15 protein-coding genes are annotated in these 23594 nt (G+C 71.9%); 6 read left to right on the forward strand and 9 right to left on the reverse strand.

All coding sequences use genetic code 11. The features are described from left to right. Positions 1-2223, forward strand: a complete 2223-nt coding sequence (locus tag RBJ77_RS41255) for a CDP-glycerol glycerophosphotransferase family protein (RefSeq protein ID WP_372349668.1) — start codon at positions 1-3, stop codon at positions 2221-2223. Beyond that, positions 2223-3887: a glycosyltransferase family 2 protein gene (locus RBJ77_RS41260; RefSeq protein ID WP_372349669.1), complete on the forward strand. Its 1665-nt coding sequence runs from the start codon at positions 2223-2225 to the stop codon at positions 3885-3887. The genes RBJ77_RS41255 and RBJ77_RS41260 overlap by 1 nt, the downstream gene beginning before the upstream one ends. A gap of 122 nt (positions 3888-4009) precedes the next feature. On the opposite strand, the gene RBJ77_RS41265 is transcribed toward RBJ77_RS41260, so the two are convergent. The 4 genes from RBJ77_RS41265 to RBJ77_RS41280 all read right to left on the reverse strand — a co-directional run bounded on the left by RBJ77_RS41265 (position 4010) and on the right by RBJ77_RS41280 (position 11863). Continuing rightward, a complete protein-coding gene (locus tag RBJ77_RS41265) occupies positions 4010-5488 on the reverse strand; it encodes a hypothetical protein (protein ID WP_372349670.1) in 1479 nt (492 codons plus the stop codon). Continuing rightward, on the reverse strand, positions 5472-5936 hold the full coding sequence (locus RBJ77_RS41270; protein ID WP_372349671.1) for a GtrA family protein: 465 nt from the start codon (positions 5934-5936) through the stop codon (positions 5472-5474). Before RBJ77_RS41270 ends, RBJ77_RS41265 begins: the two co-directional genes overlap by 17 nt. Further along, on the reverse strand, positions 5933-6733 hold the full coding sequence (locus RBJ77_RS41275) for a polyprenol monophosphomannose synthase (protein WP_372349672.1): 801 nt from the start codon (positions 6731-6733) through the stop codon (positions 5933-5935). The genes RBJ77_RS41270 and RBJ77_RS41275 overlap by 4 nt, the downstream gene beginning before the upstream one ends. Positions 6734-6931: 198 nt before the next feature. Continuing rightward, positions 6932-11863: an NAD-glutamate dehydrogenase gene (locus RBJ77_RS41280; protein ID WP_372349673.1), complete on the reverse strand. Its 4932-nt coding sequence runs from the start codon at positions 11861-11863 to the stop codon at positions 6932-6934. A 425-nt stretch (positions 11864-12288) separates the two neighbouring features. On the opposite strand from RBJ77_RS41280, the gene RBJ77_RS41285 reads away from it, so the two are divergent. Beyond that, positions 12289-12855, forward strand: a complete 567-nt coding sequence (locus tag RBJ77_RS41285) for a DJ-1/PfpI family protein (RefSeq protein WP_372349674.1) — start codon at positions 12289-12291, stop codon at positions 12853-12855. 289 nt (positions 12856-13144) lie between these two features. Here the strand turns inward: RBJ77_RS41285 and RBJ77_RS41290 are convergent, their stop codons facing one another. From RBJ77_RS41290 to RBJ77_RS41300, 3 genes are all read right to left on the reverse strand, one after another. Next, positions 13145-15445 carry a LuxR C-terminal-related transcriptional regulator gene (locus tag RBJ77_RS41290; RefSeq protein ID WP_372349675.1) on the reverse strand — a complete coding sequence of 767 codons (2301 nt, stop codon included), beginning with the start codon at positions 15443-15445 and terminating at the stop codon, positions 13145-13147. A 127-nt stretch (positions 15446-15572) separates the two neighbouring features. After that, positions 15573-16244 carry an HAD family hydrolase gene (locus RBJ77_RS41295; protein WP_372349676.1) on the reverse strand — a complete coding sequence of 224 codons (672 nt, stop codon included), beginning with the start codon at positions 16242-16244 and terminating at the stop codon, positions 15573-15575. A 47-nt stretch (positions 16245-16291) separates the two neighbouring features. Next, on the reverse strand, positions 16292-16807 hold the full coding sequence (locus tag RBJ77_RS41300) for a hypothetical protein (RefSeq protein WP_372349677.1): 516 nt from the start codon (positions 16805-16807) through the stop codon (positions 16292-16294). A gap of 283 nt (positions 16808-17090) precedes the next feature. Here RBJ77_RS41300 and RBJ77_RS41305 point away from each other — a divergent pair, with 283 nt between their 5' ends. Beyond that, on the forward strand, positions 17091-17513 hold the full coding sequence (locus RBJ77_RS41305; protein WP_372349678.1) for an Rv3235 family protein: 423 nt from the start codon (positions 17091-17093) through the stop codon (positions 17511-17513). An 85-nt stretch (positions 17514-17598) separates the two neighbouring features. Here RBJ77_RS41305 and secA read toward each other — a convergent pair whose 3' ends face one another. Further along, entirely contained in the window at positions 17599-20406 is a 2808-nt protein-coding gene (gene secA, locus RBJ77_RS41310; RefSeq protein WP_255981120.1) for a preprotein translocase subunit SecA, read from the reverse strand. 197 nt (positions 20407-20603) lie between these two features. On the opposite strand from secA, the gene RBJ77_RS41315 reads away from it, so the two are divergent. Continuing rightward, a complete protein-coding gene (locus RBJ77_RS41315) occupies positions 20604-21278 on the forward strand; it encodes a GNAT family N-acetyltransferase (protein ID WP_372349679.1) in 675 nt (224 codons plus the stop codon). Between the two features lie 335 nt (positions 21279-21613). After that, a complete protein-coding gene (locus RBJ77_RS41320) occupies positions 21614-22783 on the forward strand; it encodes a winged helix-turn-helix domain-containing protein (RefSeq protein WP_372349680.1) in 1170 nt (389 codons plus the stop codon). Here the strand turns inward: RBJ77_RS41320 and RBJ77_RS41325 are convergent. Further along, a complete protein-coding gene (locus RBJ77_RS41325; RefSeq protein WP_255981126.1) occupies positions 22780-23532 on the reverse strand; it encodes a response regulator transcription factor in 753 nt (250 codons plus the stop codon). The genes RBJ77_RS41320 and RBJ77_RS41325 overlap by 4 nt on opposite strands. Positions 23533-23594: the final 62 nt, after the last annotated feature.

Genomic DNA, 23594 nt, shown 5'->3' on the forward strand with positions numbered 1-23594 from the left:
ATGACGACGACGAACCCGGCGGCGCCCCGGCTCAGCGTCATCGTGCACGGCCGTGACGTGCAGGGCCTGCTGGGCGTCTGCCTGGACGCCGTGGCCGGCCAACTGCCGTCCGGCGTCGAGCTGTTGACGGCCGCCGTCGGCGAGGCGGCGCAGGACGTGGCGGTGCGGCACGGCGGCACCGTCGTCCCGCTGCCGGACGGCACGTCGGACGCGGCGGCGCGGGCCGCCGGGGCCGGGCGGGCCCGCGGCGACTGGCTGTGGTTCGTGCACGCCAAGGACCGGCCGCCGGTGGGCGGCGTACGGGCCCTGCTCGACCGGGTGTCCGAGGTACCGGACACGGTGGACGTGGTGGTCGCGGACCACGTCCGTTCGACCTGGCGCTCCAGCGGTGGCGGCAGCGGCGGCGACGCCCGGTACCTGGCCGCGGTCGGCCGCCGCGACGTCACCCTCGGCGAGGCCCCCGGCCTGCTGCGCGTCACGCCGCTCCTCGGCAACCGCGCGCTGCGCGCCGCGTTCTGGCGCGCTCACGAGGAGGAACTGGCCGCCGACGACGAGATGTTCCCGGCCCGGGCCGCGCTCGTGCTCGCCGACCGGATCGCCTGCACCGAGCAAGTGGTCCTCGACGTGCGGGCGTTGCGGCGCGAGAGCCTGCCGCCGGTGACCGCGGAGCAGCGGTACCGGCTGATCGGCGCGTACGAGGACCTCCAGCGCCTGATGCAGCGCCTGCGCACCCCGGCCCGCCCGCGCGCCGTCCTGTACGACCTGATGGCCACGGAGGCGATGCGGGTCGTGGCGCGCGAGACGATGCCGGACGAGGTGGCGCGGGAGTTCTTCCACCGGGCGTCCGCGGCGGCCGTCCGCTGGGAGCCCGCGGGGCACCGGCGGCCCGGCGGCCTGGAGGGCATCAGGCGCCGGCTCCTCGAAGAGGACGCGTACACGAAGTACCGCGCGTTCCAGGCCGCGAACCACCGGCGCCGCGATCTGAAGGCGGCCGTGCGGGCGGGCAAGAAGAAGGCCGGGGCGAAGGTCCGCGACCACTACTACCAGCGGGCGCTGCGCACACCGGTCGACCCGGAGCTCGCCGTCTTCTCCGCGTACTGGGACCGGGGCGTGGCCTGCAACCCGGGCGCGATCGCGGCGAAGCTCGCCGAACTCGCGCCGCACGTCCGGCCGGTGTGGGTGGTGTCGAAGGCGACCGAGCCGCTGCTGCCGCCCGGCACGGACCACGTCGTGCCCGGCACCCGCCGCTACTGGGAGGTGATGGCCCGCGCCGCGTACCTCACCAACAACGTCAACTTCCCGAACGCGGTGGTCAAGCGCCCGGACGCGATCCACCTGCAGACGCACCACGGCACCCCGCTGAAGAAGATGGGCCTGGACCAGCTCGACTACCCGACGGCGTCCAAGGGCCTCGACTTCGACGCGCTGCTGTCCCGGATCGACAAGTGGGACTACAGCGTCAGCGCGAACAGCCACTCCACCCGCATGTGGGAGCACGCCTACCCCTCCCACTACGTCTCGCTCGACCACGGCTACCCGCGGAACGACGTCTACTACAGCGCGACCGCCGCCGACATCCGCGCGGTCCGCGACCGCCTCGGCATCGCGCCGGGCAAGCGGGCGGTCCTCTACGCGCCGACGCACCGCGACTACGAGGCGACGTGGACCCCGCGCCTCGACCTGACGGCCCTGTCCGAACGGCTCGGCGCCGGCACGGTCCTCCTGGTGCGCGGCCACTACTTCTACGGCGGCACGGCCTCCCCGCTCGCGGGACTGCGCCGCAGCGGCCGCGTCATCGACGTGTCCACGTACGACCCGGTGGAGGAACTGGCCCTGGCGGCCGACGCGTTGATCACCGACTACTCGTCCATCATGTTCGACTACGCGAACCTGGACCGCCCGATCATCAGCTACGCCGACGACTGGGAGACGTACGCGAAGACGCGCGGCACCTACTTCGACCTGATGGCCGAGCCGCCGGGTCATGTGGCGCGCACCCAGGACGAGTTGACGGAGATCCTGGTCGGCGGTGCCTGGCGCGACGAGGCGTCGGCCAAGGCCCGCGCGCACTTCCGGCGCCGGTTCTGCGAGTTCGACGACGGGCACGCGGCCGAGCGCGTGGTGCGCCGGGTCTTCCTCGGCGAGCCCGAGGAGGCGCTGCCGCCGGTCGTCCCGGTCGAGTCCCGCACCCCCGCGCCCACGCCCGAGGAGGCGACCAGCTGATGCCCGCGCGCACCCCCGACGTCACCGTCACGGTCATCGTCTACAACGACGCCGAGCGCCTGCCGCGCGCCGTCGCCTCGCTCCAGGCGCAGACGCACGGCGACATCGAGATCATCATCAGCGACGACCACTCGACCGACCGCACCCCGGAAGTGGCCCGGGAGCTGGCGGCCGCCGACCACCGCATCACGTACCTGCGGCTGCCGGAGAACAGCGGCGGCTGCAGCGCCCCGCGCAACCGGGCCCTCGACATCGCGCGGGCCCCGTACCTGATGTTCCTCGACAGCGACGACGAACTGCCGCCGCGCGCCGTCGAGCTGCTCCTCGCCGCGCACGGCGAGGAGCCCGCCGTCGACTTCGCGATGGGCGCGGTCGAGCGGGTCCGCGTCGACACCGGGCGCACGTCGACGTGGATGCCGCAGCTGGTCGCCGAGGGCCGCACCGTCCTGGGCATCGAGGCCGAACCCGGCCTGTTCTTCGAGCACCTGTCGACCAGCAAGATGTACGCGCGGGAGTTCCTGGACCGCCACGGGCTGCGCTTCCCCGAGGGCATCCACTACGAGGACCAGCTGTTCTCGGCGCAGGCCTACTGCCTCGCCAAGGCCTTCAGGATCGTCCCCGAGCCGGTCTACCGCTGGTACATCGCGCCGTACGTCGCCGAGTCCGCGGCCTCCATCTCCAACCAGCGGCACAAGCTGAGCAACGTCCGCGACCGCATCCACGTCCAGGAACTCATCGACGACTTCCTGGCCGACGGCGACTACAGCGAGGCGCTGCGCGAGGCGAAGGACTACAAGTTCCTCAAGCACGACTTCCGGATGTACGCGGGCGACCTGCCGTACCGGGACGACGAGTGGCTGCGCGGCTTCGCCGCCCTCGTCACCCCGTACCTGACCCGCCTCTCCCCCGGCGCGTTCGCCCGCCTGCCACGCGCCGAGCGGGTCGTCGTCCAGCTGGTCCGCGACGGCCGGCTCGACGACGCGCGGACCGCGGCGCGGGGCCTCGGCCACGGGGTCGCCCCGCGGGTGACGTCGGCCGACGAGGGCGGCGCCGTGTACTGGGGCGACCGGGTGCCGGACTCCGGCACCGGACGACGTGAACTCGACCTGACCGAGCTGGCGTTGGAGGCGCGGCCGTTCCCCCGGGCGCAGTTCCGGCACGAGATCGTGTCGGTCGAGCGGGGCCCGGGACCGGCCTCCGTCGCGCTGCACGTGCGCACGTACGACCCGGGTCTGCGGCTGCCTGTCGGCCCGCAGGTCGCCTCGCTGCTCATCTCCCCCGGCCGCAAGCGCCTGACGGTGCGGTTCCGGCTCGATCCGGTGCGGCCTGGCGTCTTCGAGGGCCGGGTCCTGCTCGACCTCGCGTCGGCCCCGCTGCCGGCGCAGGGCTTCGACGGGGTCCGGCACCCGCTGCTCCAGCTCCAGGCCCCGGGCGGCCTGCGCAACACGGGACTCCTGCTGGCCCCGCTCGACTTCCCCGCGTTCACCGCGGAAGTCGCCCACCACCGGGTGACGGTGGAGCCGGAGGGCCGGGGGTCCGGGCGGTTGCAGGTGCGGTGGGAGTCGGTCGGGCTGACCGCGAGCGTGGTGGGGCCGGTGGCACGGCGGGTCGGGCGCAGCCCGTGGGGCCGCAAGGTCCGTCAGGCGGTACGGCTGGTGCGGTGAGGGGGCGCGGGGGACTGCGCGCTCAGCCCGCACGGACCCGCACTCGCCGTGGGGCAGGACGTGGCAGACGCGTCTGCGCGCCGGTGGAGGGCTGAGCGCGCAGTTCCCCGCGCCCCTTCAGGTCACCCGACCCGGTACAGCACCTGCCCCCGCGGTCCCACCGCGACCCGCTCCAGGGGCAGGCCCCCGTCCCCCGGGTACGCCACGACCCACTTCACCCCGTACCGCCGCAGCACCGCGATCCGCTCGGCCCGCGACGACCCCGCCGCGAAGTACGTCCGCACCGCCGCGTCCCGCGCCCCCTCGTCCCCCAGGAAGAGGTCCGGGTAGCCGGGCGCCACCGTGTACGGCCCGTACGCCGGGATCTGCCGGGCCGGGAACGTCTTGGCCAGCACCACGTCCCCGTACTTCACCCACGGCGTGATCCACCGGTAACCGGGCCACGGCTCCCGGTAGTGGGCGGCGGCGGGCGGCGGCAGGACCGACCGCGGCAGCACGTACCCGAGCGTCCCCGACTGCGTCCACGCCCCCACCACCAGCGCCACGGCGACGACCCAGCCGAACGCGGCCCGCACCGCGGAGCGCGGCGCGCAGAACACTTCGAGGCCCGCCGCGACCTGCGCCGGAATCAGCACGGCGGGCAGCACCCGCCCCCACGACCAGTGCCCGCTCACCCCGCCCGCCGCGAACACCACGCACCCGAACAGGCAGAACAGCACCAGCGGGTCCCGCCGGTCGCGCCGCCACCGCAGCGCGAGCGCGGCCCCGCCCACGAGCCCGGCCAGCCAGAACCGGCCGAGGAGGTCCCGGTACAGCGAGCGGTGGATGCCCTCCAGACCGCCGACGCCGAACAGGGCGAAGAACCGGTAGTACGGCCAGCAGACCAGCAGCAGCACGCCCACCGCGAGCCCGGCCGCGAGCCGCAGCCAGGTCGCGCGGGCCGGCCACGGCCGCGCCCCGAGCACCATCGCGAGGGCGCCGAGCGAGGCGACGACCCCGGTGAACTGGTGGCTGAGCAGGATCACCGCCCACAGCACACCGGCGCCGACCAAGTGCCCCCAGCCCTCGGCCCGGCGCAGCAGCGACCACAGCCAGAAGGCGGCGCCGAGCGCGAACGTACTGGGGTAGGAGACGGTCAGCGCAAGGGAGTTGAGGCCGAGGAAACCGCTCCAGTTGAACAGCAGCGTCCCCCACAGCAGGACGAGGCAGAGCAGCACGACCGAGACGACGGTGGCGTGCCGCCACCGGTCCGCCGCCCGGTCGAGGAACGTGCCGACGAACGCCCACACGCCCGTCACCAGCACGCCGAGCGACACCAGCGCCGCGATCCGCAGCACCACGAACACCCCGAACCCGGTCACCTTCGCGACGGAGCCGAGCAGCAGGGTCCAGGGCGTGTAGTACGGGCTGGGGGCGTCGGCGGCGACGAGCGGATCGCCCGGGTCGAGCAGATCGTGCCGCAGCCGCTCGATGGTGGCGGCGTGCATGCCGAGGTCCCCGGCCCACGGCAGGCGCACGACGACGCCCACCAGCAGGACGAGGACCAGGACCGCGGCGGACCGGGCCGCCGCGCCAGGGCCTGTCCTAGCGGTGCCGCGCATGGTGCTGATGCTGGAACACCCACGTCCGGTAGACGAGGAAGCGGAACGCGGAGGCCAGCAGGATCGACAGGGCCTTGGCCGCGTTCGAGGCGAGCGGGCCGGTCATTCCGGCGCCGTGGTAGCCCGCGTAGAACAGCACGCTCTCCATCAGCACGCCGAGGCCGCTGAAGACGAAGAACAGCAGGATCTGGCGGCGGGTGCGGGCGGCGCGGTCGCGGTAGGCGAAGAAGCGGAAGCCCAGGTAGTTGGTGCCCATGGCGACGCAGCTCGCGAGGACGGTCGCCGCCATCGGGCCCGAACCCAGGCCGTGCAGAAGGAGGTTGAAGACGAGCAGGTTGACGAGGACGCCACTGCCGCCGACCACGCAGAACTTGACGAGCTCGTAGGAGAGCCGGCGCAGCCGGACCACGAGCGCGGGGCGCGGCGGCGCGTACGCCGTCGCGGTCACCGGCGCGACCTCGCGCGCAGCTTCCACGGCATGGCGACCGACTCCAGCTGCACCATCAGGTTCATCTTCGACTCGCCGACGGTGCGGTCCTCGAAGTGGATCGGCACCTCCATGGTTCCGTAACCGCGGCGCACGGCGCGGTACTTCATCTCGACCTGGAAGCTGTACCCGGCGCTGTCGACGGAGGCCAGGTCGATGGCGCGCAGCGCGTCCTCGCGCCACAGGTTGAAGCCGCCGGTGATGTCGCGGACGCGGGTGCCGAGGATGGTGCCCGCGTAGGCGTTGGCCCAGCGGGAGAGCAGCCTTCGGTGGGCGCCCCACGCGTCGGACAGGGTGCCGCCCTCGACGTAGCGGCTGCCGATGGTGACGCCCGCGCCCGTCGAGAGGGCGACGCCCAGCATCTCGGGGACCCGGGCGACCGGGTGGCTGCCGTCGGCGTCCATCTGCAGCACGTAGCGGGCGCCGTCCGTGACGGCCCGCGTCATGCCCGCCGCGTACGCGCGGCCGAGCCCCTCCTTGCCCGCCCGGTGCAGCACGGCCATCCGCTCGCCGCCGAAGCGGCGCACGTACTCCTCGGCGATGTCGCCGGTGCCGTCGGGGCTGGAGTCGTCGACGACGAGCAGCCGGAGTCCTGGCAGGGGCAGCGCCATGAGCGCCTCCGCCATGCCCGGCAGGTTGCCCGCCTCGTTGTACGTCGGCATGACGACGGTGAGCGGGGTCGCGGCCCAGTCGTCCGGCAGTGCGACCGCGCGGCTCGTCGGCTTCGTGTCCGGCTTCGCATCCGGCTTCGACGGCATCGACTCTCCCTGATCTGTCAGACAATCGGGTCCACTTTAGACGGAATGCCCGATTTCGAGGCATAGGGCGCTCGGCGGAGGCGTGGCACGCCGTGGTCCATCTGGGCAGACGGCAGGAGGACGGTCCGGGTTGCCTGACAGCACGAGGGTGCCCCGGGCCGTGCGGCCCGGGGCACCCTCGTGCTCAGTGCTGTCGCGTTACGAGTGCGCGCGCAGCAGCGTGCGCATCGTCCGCATGGCCACCGACAGGTTCGCCAGGTCGAAGGCGTCAGAGCCCTGGATCTCCTCCAGCGTCGTGCGCGCGCGGCCCAGGATCGGCGCGTTGTTCTCCTCCCACGCCTTGAACCGCTGCTCCGGCGACGACGTCCCGTTGCCCGCCGCCAGCACGTCGGCGGTGAGCGCGGCGTGCGCCGCGTACAGGTCCTCGCGGATCGACGCACGCGCCATCGACTGCCAGCGGTCGGCCCGCGGGAGCTCGATGATGCGGTCCATCAGCTGCGTGATGGAGAGCCGGTCGGCGAGGTCGTAGTAGACCTCGGCGACGGCCAGCGCGTCCTTGCCCATCCGGTCGCCGATCTGCACGATGTCCAGCGTCGGGAACGCCGACGAGAACCCGGCGACCCGCTCGGCCAGCTCCTCCGGCACCCCGGCCCCGGTCAGCTCGTCCAGGATCGACTGGTACCACTCGGCGTCCGCGCCGCGCAGCATCTTCGGCATGGCGGCCCAGACCTCGGTGACGCCCGCCTTGAAGAAGTCGATCGTCTCGGCCAGCTGGAGCGGCTGCGGCCGGTTGTTGAGCAGCCAGCGCGTGCCGCGCTCGACCAGACGCCGCGAGTGCAGCCGGATCCGGGTCTGGACGTCGGCGGCCACGACGTTGTCGAGCGCCTCGACGGCATCCCACACCTCGCTGAGGCCGAAGATCTCGCGCGCGGCGAGCTGCGCCCGCACGATCTCCTCCAGCGACGCGCCGGTCTCCTCGCGGAGGCGGTGCAGGAAGGTCGAACCGCCCGTGTTCACCGTGTCGTTGACGAGCACCGTCGTGATGATCTCGCGGCGCAGCGCGTGCGCGTCGATCGCGTCGAGGTACTTGTCGCGCAGCGCCTGCGGGAAGTAGGCGTGCAGCAGCCGGCGCAGGTACGGGTCATCCGGCAGCGACGTCGTGATCAGCTCGTCGGCGGCCGTGATCTTCGTGTACGCGAGGAGGACGGCCAGCTCCGGCTGGCTCAGGCCCCGCCCGGTGTTGAGGAGCTCCTTGATCTGCCGGTCGTTCGGCAGGAACTCCAGGGACCGGTCGAGGTGTCCCTGCTTGCCCAGGCGGCGCATGAACCGCTGGTGGGCGTGGAGCAGGGACGCGGACTGCGCCTCGGCGTTGCCGAGGGCGGTGTTCTGCGCGTAGTTGTTGCGCAGCACCAGGTGCCCGACCTCGTCGGTCATCGCGGCGAGCAGCTTGTTGCGCTGCTTGACGGTCATGTCCCCTTCGGAGACCAGGCCGTTGAGCAGGATCTTGATGTTGACCTCGACGTCGGACGTGTTCACGCCCGCGCTGTTGTCGATGGCGTCCGTGTTGACCTTGCCGCCGGTGCGGGCGAACTCGATGCGGCCCAGCTGGGTCGCGCCGAGGTTGCCGCCCTCGCCGATGACCTTGGCGCGGACGTCCTGGCCGTCGACGCGGATGGCGTCGTTGGCCTTGTCGCCGACGTCCGCGTTCGACTCGGCGGACGACTTCACGTACGTGCCGATGCCGCCGTTCCACAGCAGGTCGACCGGGGCCTGGAGGATGGCCTTCATCAGTTCGGCCGGGGTCATCTTGGCCTGGCCGGACTCGATGCCGAGGGCCTCGCGGATGTGGGCGTTGAGCTGGATCGCCTTGGCGGAGCGCGGGAAGACGCCGCCGCCCGCCGAGATCAGCTCCTTGTTGTACTCGGCCCAGCTGGAGCGCGGCAGCTCGAACATGCGGCGGCGCTCGGCGTACGAGGTCTCCGCGTTCGGCTTCGGGTCGATGAAGATGTGCCGGTGGTCGAAGGCGGCGACCAGGCGGATGTGCTCGCTCAGCAGCATGCCGTTGCCGAACACGTCACCGCTCATGTCGCCGACGCCGACGACCGTGAAGTCCTCGGACTGCGTGTCGACGCCCAGCTCGCGGAAGTGCCGCTTGACGGACTCCCAGGCGCCGCGCGCGGTGATGCCCATGCCCTTGTGGTCGTAGCCGGCCGAGCCGCCGGACGCGAAGGCGTCCCCGAGCCAGAAGTTGTACGACTCGGCGACCCCGTTGGCGATGTCGGAGAAGGACGCCGTGCCCTTGTCGGCCGCGACCACGAGGTACGTGTCGTCCTCGTCGTGCCGCACGACGTCGGCGGGCGGCACGACCTCACCGGCGACGAGGTTGTCGGTGATGTCGAGCAGCGCCGAGATGAAGGTCTTGTACGAGGCGACGCCCTCGGCCATCCAGGCGTCCCGGTCCACCGACGGGTCGGGCAGCTGCTTGGCGACGAAGCCGCCCTTCGCGCCCACCGGCACGATGACGGTGTTCTTCACCATCTGCGCCTTCACCAGACCGAGGATCTCGGTACGGAAGTCCTCGCGCCGGTCGGACCAGCGCAGACCGCCGCGGGCCACCTTGCCGAAGCGCAGGTGGACGCCCTCGACGCGCGGCGAGTACACCCAGATCTCGTAGGCGGGCCGCGGCTCGGGCAGGTCGGGGATGGCCTGCGGGTCGAGCTTCATGGAGACGTAGGTGTGCGGCTTGCCGCCCCCGGCCTCCTGGAAGAAGTTCGTGCGCAGCGTCGCCTTGATGACGGTGAGGAAGGACCGCAGGATCCGGTCCTCGTCGAGCGAGGCGACCTGGTCGAGCGCCCCGTCGAGCTCTTCGAGCAGCCCGTCGGTCAGCTCGGTGCCGGCGCGCTGCCGGTCCGGGGACATCCGCGCCTCGAACAGCGACACCAGCAGACGCGTGGTGTGCACGTTCGTCCGGAGGGTGTCCTCCATGTAGTCCTGGCTGAACGTGGAACCGGCCTGGCGCAGGTACTTGGCGTACGCGCGCAGCACCATCGCCTGCCGCCAGTTCAGCCCGGCGCCCAGCACGAGGGCGTTGAAGCCGTCGTTCTCGGCGAGGCCGGTCCAGGTCGCGGCGAACGCCTCCTGGAACCGCTCGCGGCCGTCGGCGCCCAGCTCGTCACCGCTGCCGTTCGCCGGCTTCGGCATGCGCAGGCCGAAGTCGTAGATCCACGCGGTCGTCCGGTCCGCGCAGCGCAGCTCGTAGGGGCGCTCGTCGGTGACCTCGACGCCGAGCCGCTGCAGCACCGGCAGGACGGCGGACAGGGAGACCGGCGCACCGGTCCGGTAGATCTTGAAGCGGCGCTCGCCGGGGGCCGCGCCCACCGGCTCGTACAGGGACAGCGCGAAGTCCTTGGCGCCGTGGGTGAGCTGCTCCAGGTGGACCAGGTCGGCGACGGCGGCCCGCGGCGAGTGGTCCGCCTTGTAGCCCTCGGGGAACGCCTGGCCGTAGCGGCGCAGCAGCTCGGCGGCGCGCTCCTCGCCGCACTCGGCGTTCAGCGCCTCGCCGAAGCCGTCGGCCCAGGAGCGGGCGGCCTCGACGAGCCGGGCCTCGATGCGGTCCTTGTCGGCGTCGGACAGCTGCGGCAGCTCGGTGCCCGGCGGGACCCGGACGACGAAGTGCAGCCGGGACAGGATCGACTCGGTGTTCCAGGCGGTGAAGTCGACGCTGGTGCCGCCGAGCTCCTCCTTCAGGATGTCGATGATCCGCAGCCGGACGCCCGTCGTGTAGCGGTCGCGCGGCAGGTAGACGAGGGCCGAGTAGTAGCGGCCGTACTCGTCCTTGCGCAGGTAGAGCCGCAGCCGGCGGCGCTCCTGGAGGTACAGGACGGAGGTGACGATGGAACGCAGCTCGTCGGCGGGCGTCTGGAAGAGCTCGTCGCGCGGGTACGTCTCCAGGATCTGCAGCAGGTCGCGGCCGTCGTGGCTGTTGGGCGAGAAGCCCGCGCCCTTGAGGACCTCGGCGACCTTGCGGCGGATGACGGGGACGCGGCGCACGCTCTCCGTGTACGCGGCGGACGAGAAGAGGCCCAGGAAGCGCCGCTCGCCGATCACGTTGCCCTCGGCGTCGAACTTCTTCACGCCGACGTAGTCGAGGTAGCTGGGGCGGTGCACGGTGGCGCGGCTGTTGGCCTTCGTCAGGACGAGCAGCCGGTGCTCGCGGGCCTTGGCGCGGGCGTCGGCGGGCAACCGGTTGAAGGACGGCGAGACCGGGTGGTGCTCGTCGGCCTCGTGGTGCGGGTCGGAGCGCAGGATGCCGAGTCCGGTACCGGGCACCGCGGCGAGCGAGTCGTCGTCGGTGAGCGTGTACTCGCGGAAGCCGAGGAACGTGAAGTGGTCGGCGGACAGCCAGCGCAGCAGCTCGCGGGCCTCCTCGACCTCCTGGTCGCGCAGGTCGTCGGCGGTCGGCTCGCTGGGCAGCTCGTCCGCGATGCGCAGCGCGGAGTCGCGCATCTTCTCCCAGTCCTCGACGCACTCGCGCACGTCGGACAGGACGCGCAGCAGGTCGGAGGTGATCTGCTTGAGGTCGGCGCGGTCGGTCTCGCGGTCCGTCTCGACGTGGATCCACGACTCGGTGACCACGTCGTGGGCGTCGGTGGACGCGCCCGCGGGGAGCACCTCCAGGAGCTTGCCCGCGACGTCGCGGCGGACGAGGACCTGCGGGTGGATGACGACGTGGATGCCGCGCCCCTGCCGGGACAGCTCGTTCGTGACGGAGTCCACGAGGAACGGCATGTCGTCGGTGACGACCTCGACGACGGAGTGGCTGCAGGTCCAGCCGTTCTCCTCGACGGTCGGCGTGTGGACCCTGACGTTCGCGGTGCCCTGCGGACGGTTCTCGGCGAGTCGGTAGTGCGAGTACGCCGCTCCGAAGACGTCGACCGGGTCGCGGTCGCTCAGGTCCTCCGGTGCAGTGTGCAGGTAGTAGCGCTGGAGGAACGCGAGCACGGTGTCCCGGTCGGGAGTGCCCTCGTCCGTCGCCCCAGTCGGTAGGTGCCCCCCTACCGGGCTGTTCTCAGCTACCCGGGCGGCCCGTGCGAGCAGCTCGGCCTTGGCTTCGTCCAGCTTGGTCTGCATTGTCCTCTGGCTCCTGTCGCGCGCCGTTGCGTGACGTAGAAAAAAGTGGTTCGACGTAACGCCTCGACGCGGGGTGTCCGGTCTGCGACGACGTTATGCCGGGATGGGAGAAGAGCGGACGGGAATGCGCCATTTTCAACGTACTGGCCATCCGCCGGAAACGATCAGCGTCTGAGCGCCGGGCACGTCCGCTGTGGCGGTCCGTGGGCTCCCGGCGCGGGCAGGGGGCGACGATGCCCCCGCGAGATATCGCGCTGATCACGGGTCAAGGCTATCGCTCTCCGCCCGGGAGGCGTCATGAGCCGTATGTGTACAAAACTGGGGGTCGAACTTTGACACTCTGCACAGAACCGCGCCCTCTTGTCAGGACCCCGGCGCGGCGGCAGGTTGGGCGCAGGCCCATCAGCGAGGGGAGCGTGCGACCCATGGCACCCAAGATCCTGATCGTGACCGGCGACGCGGCGGAGTCCCTGGAGGTGCTCTACCCCTACCAGCGGCTGCGCGAGGAGGGCTACGAGGTCGACATCGCGGCCCCCACCCGCAAGAAGCTCCGCTTCGTGGTCCATGACTTCGAGCCCGGCTTCGACACGTACACGGAGAAGCCCGGCTACACCTGGCCGGCCGACCTGGCCTTCGCGGAAGTCGATCCGGGCCAGTACGCCGCTCTGGTGATCCCGGGCGGCCGGGCGCCCGAGTACCTGCGCGGCGACGGCGAGCTCCGCAAGATCGTCAAGGCCTTCTTCGACACCGACAAGCCCATCGCGCAGATCTGTCACGGGCCGCTCCTGACGGCGTCCGTGGACGGGCTGCGGGGCCGGCGCGTGACGGCGTACCCGGCGCTCGAACCCGACATGCAGGCGGCCGGTGCCACGTTCCAGGACGCGGAGGCGGTGGTCGACGGCACGCTGGTCTCGTCCCGGGCCTGGCCGGACCACTCGGCGTGGATGCGGGAGTTCCTCACGGTGCTGCGGGCGAAGGCGCCGGTCTCCTGAACAGCCCGCGGGGTCCGGGCGGGCTGTTGTGTGGAGCGGCGGTGGCTGCCCCGCCGACGAGGGCAGCCACCCGAGTGCCGTCCTCCGGGCGCCACGACGGAGGGCCGTTGCCACGACAGCCGTGGGGAGTTGACCATTACTGCCCGACGCTCCGCCGCACCGCTTCCTCCCGGAGGAGCACGACACACGGACAGCTTCCCGGCGGGCCGATGCCCGTGACATCGGTATTCCGGGAGACCGGTATACGCATTGGAACGGCGGCGTGACGGCTCCGTATACCTAGGACCTGTCAGTCACCGGTGGGGACGGTGGGCACGGCCACTCCGGCCACGGCCCGCACCTCGGTCCGCGAGCCCACCCCCAGCTTCGCCAGGATGTGCTCCACGTGGGCGTCGGCGGTCCGCTTCGAGATGACCAGCCGCTCCGCGATCTCCCGGTTGGACAGCCCCTGCGCGACCAGCGCGGCGACCTCGCGCTCCCGCCGGGTCAGCGCGTCGACCCCGCCCGCCCGGGCCGGCGGCACCGCCGCTCCCGGCTTGTCGGCCCCGCGCCGCACCGCGTCCAGCACCTGCTCACCGGAGAGCCGCGCCCCCACCTCGGTCCACCGCGTGAACTGCTCGTCGCCCAGCGCCACCCGGACGGCCTTGCGCACGGCCTCCTGCTCCTCGAAGAGCGACGGCAGCATCCCGACGGGGTCGCCCGCCCCCAGCCGCCGCGCGTGCTCCGCGTACCCGAGCAGCCACGCCGCCCGGACGAACCGCTTCTCGTGCGCAGCGGCCCAGCCGAGCCCCAGGCAGCACAGCGCCCCCACCAGCACCTCGTCCACCTCGGCGGCGGCGTCGAGCGCCCGGCACAGCGACCCGACGGCCTCCGCGCGCCGCCCGGCGAGCCACAGGATCACGCCCTGCACCATGAGCGTGGACCCGAGCAGCTGGCGCTCGCCGGTCCCCTCCAGGAACGAGAGCCCGGTCCCGCACAGCTCCAGCGCGCCGTCGGTGTCCCCGAGGACGGCCCGCAGCATCGCGGCCTCGTAGTGGACGACTCCTATGCCGAGCCCGTCGCCCCGCGCGAGGATCCGCTGCCGCGCGTCCTCCAGGGCCACCAGCCCCTCGGGTTCGCCGCACAGTGCGGTGAGCCCGCCGAGATAGGCGTCGCAGAACAGCTCCACCCGGTCGTTGCGGGACTCGCGCGCCACCTCGACGGCCCGGTGGAACAGTTCGAGCGCGCCCGGCAGGTCCCCGGTCCACACGGCGCTCAGCGCGATCATGAACCGGCCCCAGGCCTGCTCCTCGCCCACCTCGCCGAGGAGCGCGAGGCCCTTCTCGATCCAGTAGCGCCCCTCGGACATCGCCCCGGTCGCACGCCAGTAGGGCCCGAGCTGCGCCGCCAGCCACAGGCCCTGCGCCGCCGACTCCTCGGTCCGGTAGGCGTGCTCCAGCGCGGCCCGCAGATCGGCGGTCTCGGCGCGCAGCACCCGGTAGTGCGCGGGCTGCGCGGGGGTGAGGAACTCGTCCCAGTAGCGCTGCCCGAGGTCCCGGTAGTACGCGAAGTGCCGCGCCCGCACGGCGGCCGCCTGCCCCGACTCCTCCAGCCACTCGGCACCGTACTCGCGGATGGTGTCGAGCAGCCGGTACCTGCTGCCGTCCTCGCCGATCCGCTGGACGACGGACTTGTCGACGAGCCCGATCAGCCGCTCCAGGACCTCGCCGCTGCCCAACTCGCCGCCCGCACAGACGACTTCGGCGGCCGACAGCTCGAAGGATCCGGCGAAGACGGAGAGCCGCGCCCACAGCAGCCGCTCCTGCGGGGTGCACAGTTCGTGCGACCAGCCGATGGCCGTGCGCAGCGTCTGGTGCCGGGTGAGGGAGGTCCGCCGCCCGCCGGTGAGCACCTCGAAGCGGTGCCCGAGCCGCTCCACGAGCTGGGCCAGCGGCACCGCCCGCAGCCGCACCGCCGCCAGTTCGAGCGCGAGCGGGATGCCGTCCAACCGATTGGCGAGGGCGGCGAGTTGCTCGCGGTTGTCGTCGGTGACGGTGAAGCCCGGCACGACGGCGGCGGCGCGCTGCACGAACAGTTCGAGGGCGTCGTCGGGGCCGAGCGGCGCGATGGCGCAGCAGTGCTCGCCGGGCACGTCGAGCGGCTGCCTGCTGGTGGCGAGCACGCTGACGCCCGCGGCCTCCCGCAGCAGCACGTCGGTCAGCATCGCGCACGCGTCGACGAGGTGCTCGCACGTGTCGAGGACGATGAGCTGCCGCCGCCCCTGCAGATGCGCGACGACCGCGTCCAGCGGCTCCATGCCCGCCTGCTCCGGCAGTTGGAGCACGGCGGCGAGGGTCGCGGGGATCAGCTCCGGGTCGCGCAGGGCGCTCAGCTCGACGAGCCACACCCCGTCCGGGAACCGCTCGGCGAGCCCCGCCGCGGCCCGCATCGCCGTGCGGCTCTTGCCCACCCCGCCGGGCCCCACCAGCGTCACGAGCCGGGCCCGGTCGAACGCGCCCCGCACCTGTGCGAGCTCCGCCGACCTGCCGACGAACGTGGTGACCTCTACGGGCAGTTGACCGCCCCGTCGCTGACCGAACCCGAAACCCATGGCCTCTGTCTCCCCGTCACGCCGTGCCGCACCACCGATCCCACCACCACAGCGTACGCAGCTACACGCGGAGCGTGAACGGGACCGGTGAAGGGGACACGCGAACGGGGGGTGCCCCGCCGGGAGTTCACCCCGCGGCGATCTCCTCGGCGACCCGGACCGCGTCGGCCAGCGAGTCCACCACGGGCACGCCCACCCCTTCGAGGCTCGACCTGCCGTGCGAGCCGCCGGTGTAGAGCACGGCCCGCGCTCCGGCGTGCAGCGCGGCGATCGCGTCGTCGGCGGCGTCGCCGATCACCACGGTCCGTCCCGGCGCCACACCGTCGAGCGTCCCCAGGTGCCGCACCATGTGCTCGGCCTTGCTGCCGCCGGACGGCCCGGTGCGCCCGTCGACGCGCACGAACCGCTCCGCGATCCCGAACCGCCGTACCAGCGGCACCAGTTCCTCGTGCCCGTACATGCTGAGGATGGACTGGCTGCGGCCGGCGGCCTGCCAGCCGGCGAGCAGCAGCTCGACGCCCTCCGCGAGCCCGCAGTCGGGCGCGTGCCGCGTGTAGTGCCGGTGGAACGTCTCGTCCATGAGCAGCCACTCGGTCTCGGTGGGCAGGCGTCCCATCAGGCGCTCGTAGAACTTGGGGACGGGCACGCAGTACAGCGCGCGGTACTTCTCCAGCGTGATCGGCGCGAGTCCGAGCTCCGCGAAGGCGGCGTTGGTGGCGCTGATGACGGCGTGGGTGTCGTGGAAGAGGGTCCCGTTCCAGTCCCAGACGATGTGCGCGTCGGCTATGTGCTTCCCCATACGTAGAAAGTACCCCGCGCACCGGGCGGCCCCGCGGGGCCTCCGGGTCAGTCGCCGAGGCCCACCAGGTTCGGGATCTCCTGGGTCGCGAACCAGAGCAGCTCGTGGTCCTCGGCCCCGTCGACGACGAACTGCGCGTCGTCGTCACCGTGGTCGGCCGCGCCCAGCGCGTCGGCGGCGGCCACGACGTCGGCCTGCGCGTCCTCGCCGTCCACGTGCACGGCGGCGGCCTTGGCCAGCGGGACGACCTCGCGCAGGGAGACCTCGCCGAGCGCGGTCGGGTCGAGCCCGCGGTCCGGGTCGGCGACGGCCGCGCGGTCCGCGACGTCCACGGCCACGACGACCCGCCGGCGCTCCGCGTCGGGCTCACCGGCGAGCAGCCGCAGCGAGGCCAGGGCGGCCCGGTTGAGGGCGGCGTACTCCAGCTCCTCGATGTCGTCGGAGAGGTACCACTCGCGCAGCGCGGGCGTCACGGCGAAGGCGGTGAGCGGCGCGGGCCCCAGCTCGCCCGCCTTGTACGCCTCCGCGAGTCGAGGCAGGGAGAGAGGTACGTAGACACGCATGCCGGTCCGCTTTCGTAGGAGCCCGTGACGACCTTCAGGATACGTGCGGGAGTCCCCCTTCGGGCTGCCGCCCGGGTCCCCCGCACGTCAGCCCGGGTCCGCCCGGTCACCCGGCCCCGCCCCGCGGTTGCCGCCCGCGGCGCCCGCCGGCCATCCGGATAGGTGAACCGTCCCGCGCCCGCGGTCGGCCGACCCGTCCCCTTGCCGCCCCTGCCCGGCCCCCCGTACAAGATCTCCATCAGAAGTTACCGACCGGTACCCCGGAGGCGGCGTGCAGAAGGTGATGAACAGGCAGGGTCCCCGACGGACGACACGGCCGCCCACGCGCCGGGACTCCCGCCGCCCGGTCCGGGCCGCTCCCCAGCCCCCGCCGCACCCCACCGAACTCTTCACCGACCGGCTCCTGCTGGTCCTGACCGGCCACCGGCCACTGCACTGGTTCGCCCGCCACACCACCGGCCACGCCTTCGACGACCTGCTGTGGCTCCTCGACCACCGCCCACTGCCCCGCACGGGCCCCCGCCCCACGGTCCACGACGTCGGCCACTTCGTCGCGGGCCCCGCCGCCTACGAGGTCTTCGCCCGCATCGCGGTGGGCCCCCGCCTGCACGCCCTGGCCTTCCGCCTGGCCCGCACGGCGGACCACCGCTGGCGCTGCACAGCGGTCGAACTGGACACGCGCCCGCCTCGTGAGACGTACGAGTAGGGGCCCCGGACAGCGCGGAAGGGGCCGGACACCCCGTGCCCGGCCCCTTCCCCTGCTGCTTCCCGCAGCGACTCCTACAACGGCGTCACTTCTTGCGACGACGCCCCTTCTGCTGCTTGCGGCGCTCGGCGCGGGTCAGGCCGTCGGCCTCCGACCGCGTGGGTCCGCCCTCGGTCACGAAGTCGCCCTCGTCGACACCGCCCTCGGCGTTCGGCGCCTGGAAGTGCAGGCGGTCCGGCCGCTGCGGGGCGTCGAGGCCCTTGGCCCGGATCTCCGGACGCGAGCCGGCCTGCGCCGGGACCGTGTCCTCCTTGTCGAGGGACGTGGGCGCCGCGTCCTCCACCGGGACCTCCTCGACCTGCTGCTCGACCTGGACCTCCAGGTTGAACAGGTAGCCGACGGACTCCTCCTTGATGCCCTCCATCATGGCGGTGAACATGTCGAAGCCCTCGCGCTGGTACTCGACCAGCGGGTCCTTCTGCGCCATGGCGCGCAGGCCGATGCCCTCCTGGAGGTAGTCCATCTCGTAGAGGTGCTCGCGCCACTTGCGGTCGAGCACGGAGAGGACCACCCGGCGCTCCAGCTCACGCATGATCTCGGAGCCGAGCTGCTCCTCGCGCGACTCGTACTGCGCGTGGATGTCGTCCTTGACGGCCTCGCCGATGAACTCGGCGGTCAGACCGGCGCGGTCACCGGCCTCGTCCTCCAGCTCCTCCACCGTCACCTTGATCGGGTAGAGCTGCTTGAAGGCGCCCCACAGCCGGTCGAGGTCCCACTCCTCGGCGAAGCCCTCCGCCGTCTCGGCGCCGATGTAGGCGTCGATGGTGTCGTCCATGAAGTGCTGCACCTGCTCGTGCAGGTCCTCGCCCTCCAGGACGCGGCGGCGCTCGCCGTAGATGACCTCGCGCTGGCGGTTGAGCACCTCGTCGTACTTCAGGACGTTCTTGCGCGTCTCGAAGTTCTGCTGCTCGACCTGCGACTGGGCGGAGGCGATGGCGCGGGTGACCATCTTGTTCTCGATCGGGACGTCGTCCGGCACGTTCGCCATCGACATCACGCGCTCGACCATCTGCGCCTTGAACAGACGCATCAGGTCGTCACCGAGCGACAGGTAGAACCGGGACTCGCCCGGGTCGCCCTGACGGCCGGAGCGACCGCGCAGCTGATTGTCGATGCGCCGCGACTCGTGCCGCTCCGTACCCAGCACGTAGAGCCCGCCGAGGTCCTTGACCTCCTCGAACTCCGCCTTGACGGCCTGCTCGGCCTTCTCCAGGGCGGCGGGCAGCCGGGCCGCCCACTCCTCGACGTGCTCGACGGGGTCGAGGCCCGCCTGGCGCAGCTCGGCCTCGGCGAGGTCGTCCGGGTTGCCGCCGAGCTTGATGTCGGTGCCGCGGCCCGCCATGTTCGTCGCCACGGTGACGGCGCCCTTGCGGCCCGCCTGCGCGACGATCGTGGCCTCGCGGTCGTGCTGCTTCGCGTTCAGCACCTCGTGCTGGACACCGCGCTTGGACAGCTGCTGCGAGAGGTACTCGGACTTCTCGACCGACGTCGTACCGACGAGGATCGGCTGGCCCTTCTCGTGCTTCTCCGCGATGTCGTCGACCACGGCGTCGAACTTGGCGACCTCGGTGCGGTAGATCAGGTCGGCCTGGTCCTTGCGGACCATCGGCTTGTTCGTCGGGATCGGGACGACGCCCAGCTTGTAGATCTGGTGGAACTCGGCGGCCTCGGTCATCGCCGTACCGGTCATGCCGGAGAGCTTGTCGTAGAGGCGGAAGAAGTTCTGCAGGGTGATCGTCGCAAGGGTCTGGTTCTCGTCCTTGATGTCCACCCCTTCCTTCGCCTCGATCGCCTGGTGCATGCCCTCGTTGTAGCGGCGGCCGGCGAGGATACGGCCGGTGTGCTCGTCGACGATCATGACTTCGCCGTCGATGACGACGTAGTCCTTGTCCTTCTTGAAGAGTTCCTTGGCCTTGATGGCGTTGTTCAGGTAACCCACCAGCGGCGTGTTCACCGACTCGTACAGGTTGTCGATGCCCAGCCAGTCCTCGACCTTGGCGACGCCCGGCTCGTGGATGGCGACGGTGCGCTTCTTCTCGTCGACCTCGTAGTCGCCGGTCTCCTCGATGCCCTTCAGCTGGTTGCCCGCCTCGCCCTTCTTGAGGCGGGTGACGAGCTTGGCGAAGTCGCCGTACCACTTGGTGGCCTGGTCGGCGGGGCCGGAGATGATCAGCGGCGTACGGGCCTCGTCGACGAGGATGGAGTCGACCTCGTCGACCACCGCGAAGTTGTGGCCGCGCTGGACGAGCTCGTCCTGGGACCACGCCATGTTGTCGCGGAGGTAGTCGAACCCGAACTCGTTGTTCGTGCCGTACGTGATGTCGCAGTTGTACTGCTCGCGGCGCTGCGCCGGCGTCATGTTCGCCAGGATGCAGCCCACGGTGAGGCCCAGGAACTTGTGGACGCGGCCCATCATCTCGGAGTCGCGCTCGGCCAGGTAGTCGTTCACCGTGATCAGGTGGACGCCCTTGCCGGACAGTGCGTTCAGATACGTCGGCAGCGTGCCGACCAGGGTCTTGCCCTCACCGGTCTTCATCTCCGCGACGTAGCCGAGGTGGAGCGCGGCGCCACCCATGAGCTGCACGTCGTAGGGGCGCTGGCCCAGCACGCGCCGGGCGGCCTCGCGGACGGTGGCGAACGCCTCGGGCAGCAGGTCGTCGAGGGTCTCGCCGTCCTCGAGACGCTGCTTGTACTCGTCGGTGAGCGCGCGCAGCTCGGCGTCGGAGAGACTCTCGAAGTCCTCTTCGATGGAGTTGACCTGGTCCGCGATGCGGTGCAGCTTGCGCAGGATCTTGCCTTCGCCTGCACGCATGATCTTCTGGAGGACGGACACGCGGTTGGTCTCCTTGCCGGTCGGGCCTGGCACGGTCGGTTACTCGGGCGACAGCCTGAGCAACGGCCATCGTATGCGAGGACCCCACCGCGCCGGGAGGTCTGCCATCAGGTCCAACGGACAGGGGCCTCCGAAGGTGCCGGTACCGGGCACGAAAAGTGATGGCGCACCTCCCCTCGTCCGAGCAGAATCGGGCAATGGACCCCGTGACGCTGACCACCGACCGCCTCCGGCTCCGGACGCTCGTACCCGCCGACATCGACGAGGTGTACGCGGCGGCCCAGGACCCCGACATCCAGCGCTGGACCACGATTCCCTCGCCGTACGCGCGCGTGGACGCGGAGTACTTCATCAACCGCGTGGTGGCGGACGGCTGGCGGGGCGACACCGAGTACTCGTTCGCGATGCGCACCGAGGAGGAGGGGCCCATCGTCGGCGCGATCGCGCTGCACCACCCGCGCGGGGGTGCGTGGGAGATCGGCTTCTGGGCGACCAAGGAGCACCGGGGCCACGGCTACATGACGGAGGCGGTCCTCGGCCTGGCCGCCTGGGCGTTCACGGACCTGGCCTGCACGCGCCTGGAGTGGCGGGCCGAGGTGGGCAACGCGGGCTCGCGCACCGTGGCCGAGAAGGCCGGGTTCACGATGGAGGGCGTGATCAGGGCGGGCCTGCCGAACAAGGGCGTCCTGCGGGACTGCTGGATCGCCTCCCTGCTCCCGTCGGACGTGGGCCTGCCGGGCGCACTGCCGTACCTGCCGGCGTCTACGGGGTCGGCGGAGCCGGGGGGTCCGGTGGGATCGGGGGGTCCGGTGGGGTCGGCAGGGCCCACGGCGTCCCCGGGGGCCACGGCGTCCCCGGGGGCCACGGCCTGATCGGCCCGACCGGGTCTTGGGTCTGACTGACCTGACCGACCTGACCGGCCCGACCGGCCGACCGACCCGACCGGCCGACCTGACCGACCAGCCGACCAGCCGACCGACCGGCCTGACCGACCGACCTGACCGACCGACCGGCCTGACCGACCGACCTGACCGACCTGACCGACCGACCGGCCTGACCGCCCCGGCCGGCCCGACTCGACCGACCCGACTCGACCGACCCGACCCGACCGACCCGACTCGACCGACCCGACCGACCCGGTCTTCGGCCCGACCGGATCACCGGTCCGCCGCCCGATTGTCAGTGCCGCCCCTTATCGTTCGGGACCATGACGATCCGGCCGCGTCCCGCTCCCGTAACCGCACTGACCGCAGACGAAGCCCGCCGCATCGCCCTGCGCGCCCAGGGCTTCCTCGGCGCCCCCGACCGCAGGGCGGGCGCCCGCGGGGTCCTGCGCCACCTGGGCGCGGTCCAGCTCGACACGATCTCGGTCCTGGCCCGCTCCCACGAGCTGATCCCGTACGCCCGCCTGGGCGCGATCGGCCGCAAGAAGATCGAGGCGGCGTACTGGAGCGGCGGGCACTCCTTCGAGTACTGGTCGCACGCCGCCTGCGTCCTGCCCGTCGAGGAGTGGCCGCACTTCGCGTTCCGCCGTCGCGCCTACCGCGCCCGCCCGCACTGGTACCACCACCTCCCCGAGGGCGCGTACGACCAGGTGATCAAGCAGTTGCACGCCGAAGGCCCGCTCACCGCCACGGAGTTGGGCGGCGCGAAGAACAAGGGCGAGTGGTGGGACTGGTCGGAGTCGAAGGTCGCCGTCGAGCGCGCCCTGATGTACGGCGAGGTGGTGTGCGTCGAGCGCCGCGGCTGGAAGCGGGTCTACGACCTGGCGGAGCGCGCCATCCCGGCCGAGCTGCGTCACGACGACCTGGCCGACGACGAGTGCGTCCGCCGGCTGGTGCTGCAGGCCGGGCAGGCGCTGGGGGTGGGCACGCGCGCGGACATCGCGGACTACCACCGGCTCAAGAGCGAGCAGTTCGACGCGGTGATCGAGGACACCGGCCTGGTCCCGGTGACGGTCGAGGGCTGGGGCAAGCCGGCCTGGGCCGACCCGGCGGCCCTGGAGTCGGCGCCCCGCGGCCGGCACCGCACCACGCTCCTGTCGCCCTTCGACTCCCTGATCTGGGAGCGGGCGCGCACGGAGCGGATCTTCGGCTTCACGCACCGCCTGGAGGCCTACGTCCCCAAGCCGAAGCGCGTCCACGGCTACTTCGCGATGCCGGTCCTGTCCGGCGGCCGTCTGGTGGGCCGCGTCGACCCGGCGCGCGAAGGCACCACGCTGGTCGCCAAGCAGGTCTCCCTGGACGGCGCGAAGGCCGTCCCCGCGGTGGCCCAGGCCCTTCTGGAGGCCGCGGGCTGGGTGGGCTGCGACAGCGTCCGGGTGGAGCGCATGGACGCCGCGGAGCTCGAGCCGCAGCTGGTCCGCGCGCTCGGCTAGCGGATCTCGAGGATCTTCTCCCGCATCGCGTAGACCACGGCCTCCATCCTGGAGTGCAGCTGAAGCTTCTCCAGGATGTTGCGCACGTGGTTCTTCACGGTGTTCTCGGAAATGAAGAGCTCCTTGGCGATGTCCCGGTTGTTCATCCCGGTCGCGACGAGCTTGAGCACCTCCAGCTCCCGGTCGGTCAGCCGGGGCGCGGGCACGAGCCGGCGCTCGTCCGTGCGCTGGATCATCGACTTGAATTCGGTGAGCAGCTTCGACGCCATGGACGGACTGATCTGCGACTGCCCGTCGGCCACGGCGCGAATGGCCGTGGCCACCTCGTCCGTCGAGATCTCCTTCAGCAGGTAACCGGTCGCGCCCGCCTTGATCGCGTCGTAGAGATCGGCTTCCTCGTCACTGATCGTGAGCATGATGATCTTGGCGCTGGGTGCGACCTCCTTGATGGAGGTGCACGCCTCGATGCCGCCTCTCTTGGGCATCCGTACGTCCATGAGGATGATGTCCGGCAGCAGGTCCGCCGCCTTGTCCACCGCCTCCGCGCCGTCGCCCGCCTCGCCGACGACCTGGATGTCCTCCTCGGCGGCGAGGACGATCTCCAGGCCCCGCCGGAACAGGGCGTGATCATCCACCACAAGGACCCGGATGGGCTCCTTGCGCGGGGAGCCCGCGTCCGGTCCCATGCCGGCGCCGCCGTCGGCAGCGCCGGCGTCCTCGCCCCGCATCGGTCCGAAGCTGTCCGCCATCGTTCCTCCCCCTGAAGGCCGTGGCCCGTCTTCCTGTGCCGGGCCAACCCGAGGCGCCAGCA

Source organism: Streptomyces sp. KL116D (genome assembly GCF_030766975.1).
In the GTDB taxonomy this organism is placed as follows: Bacteria; Actinomycetota; Actinomycetes; order Streptomycetales; family Streptomycetaceae; genus Streptomyces; species Streptomyces longispororuber_A.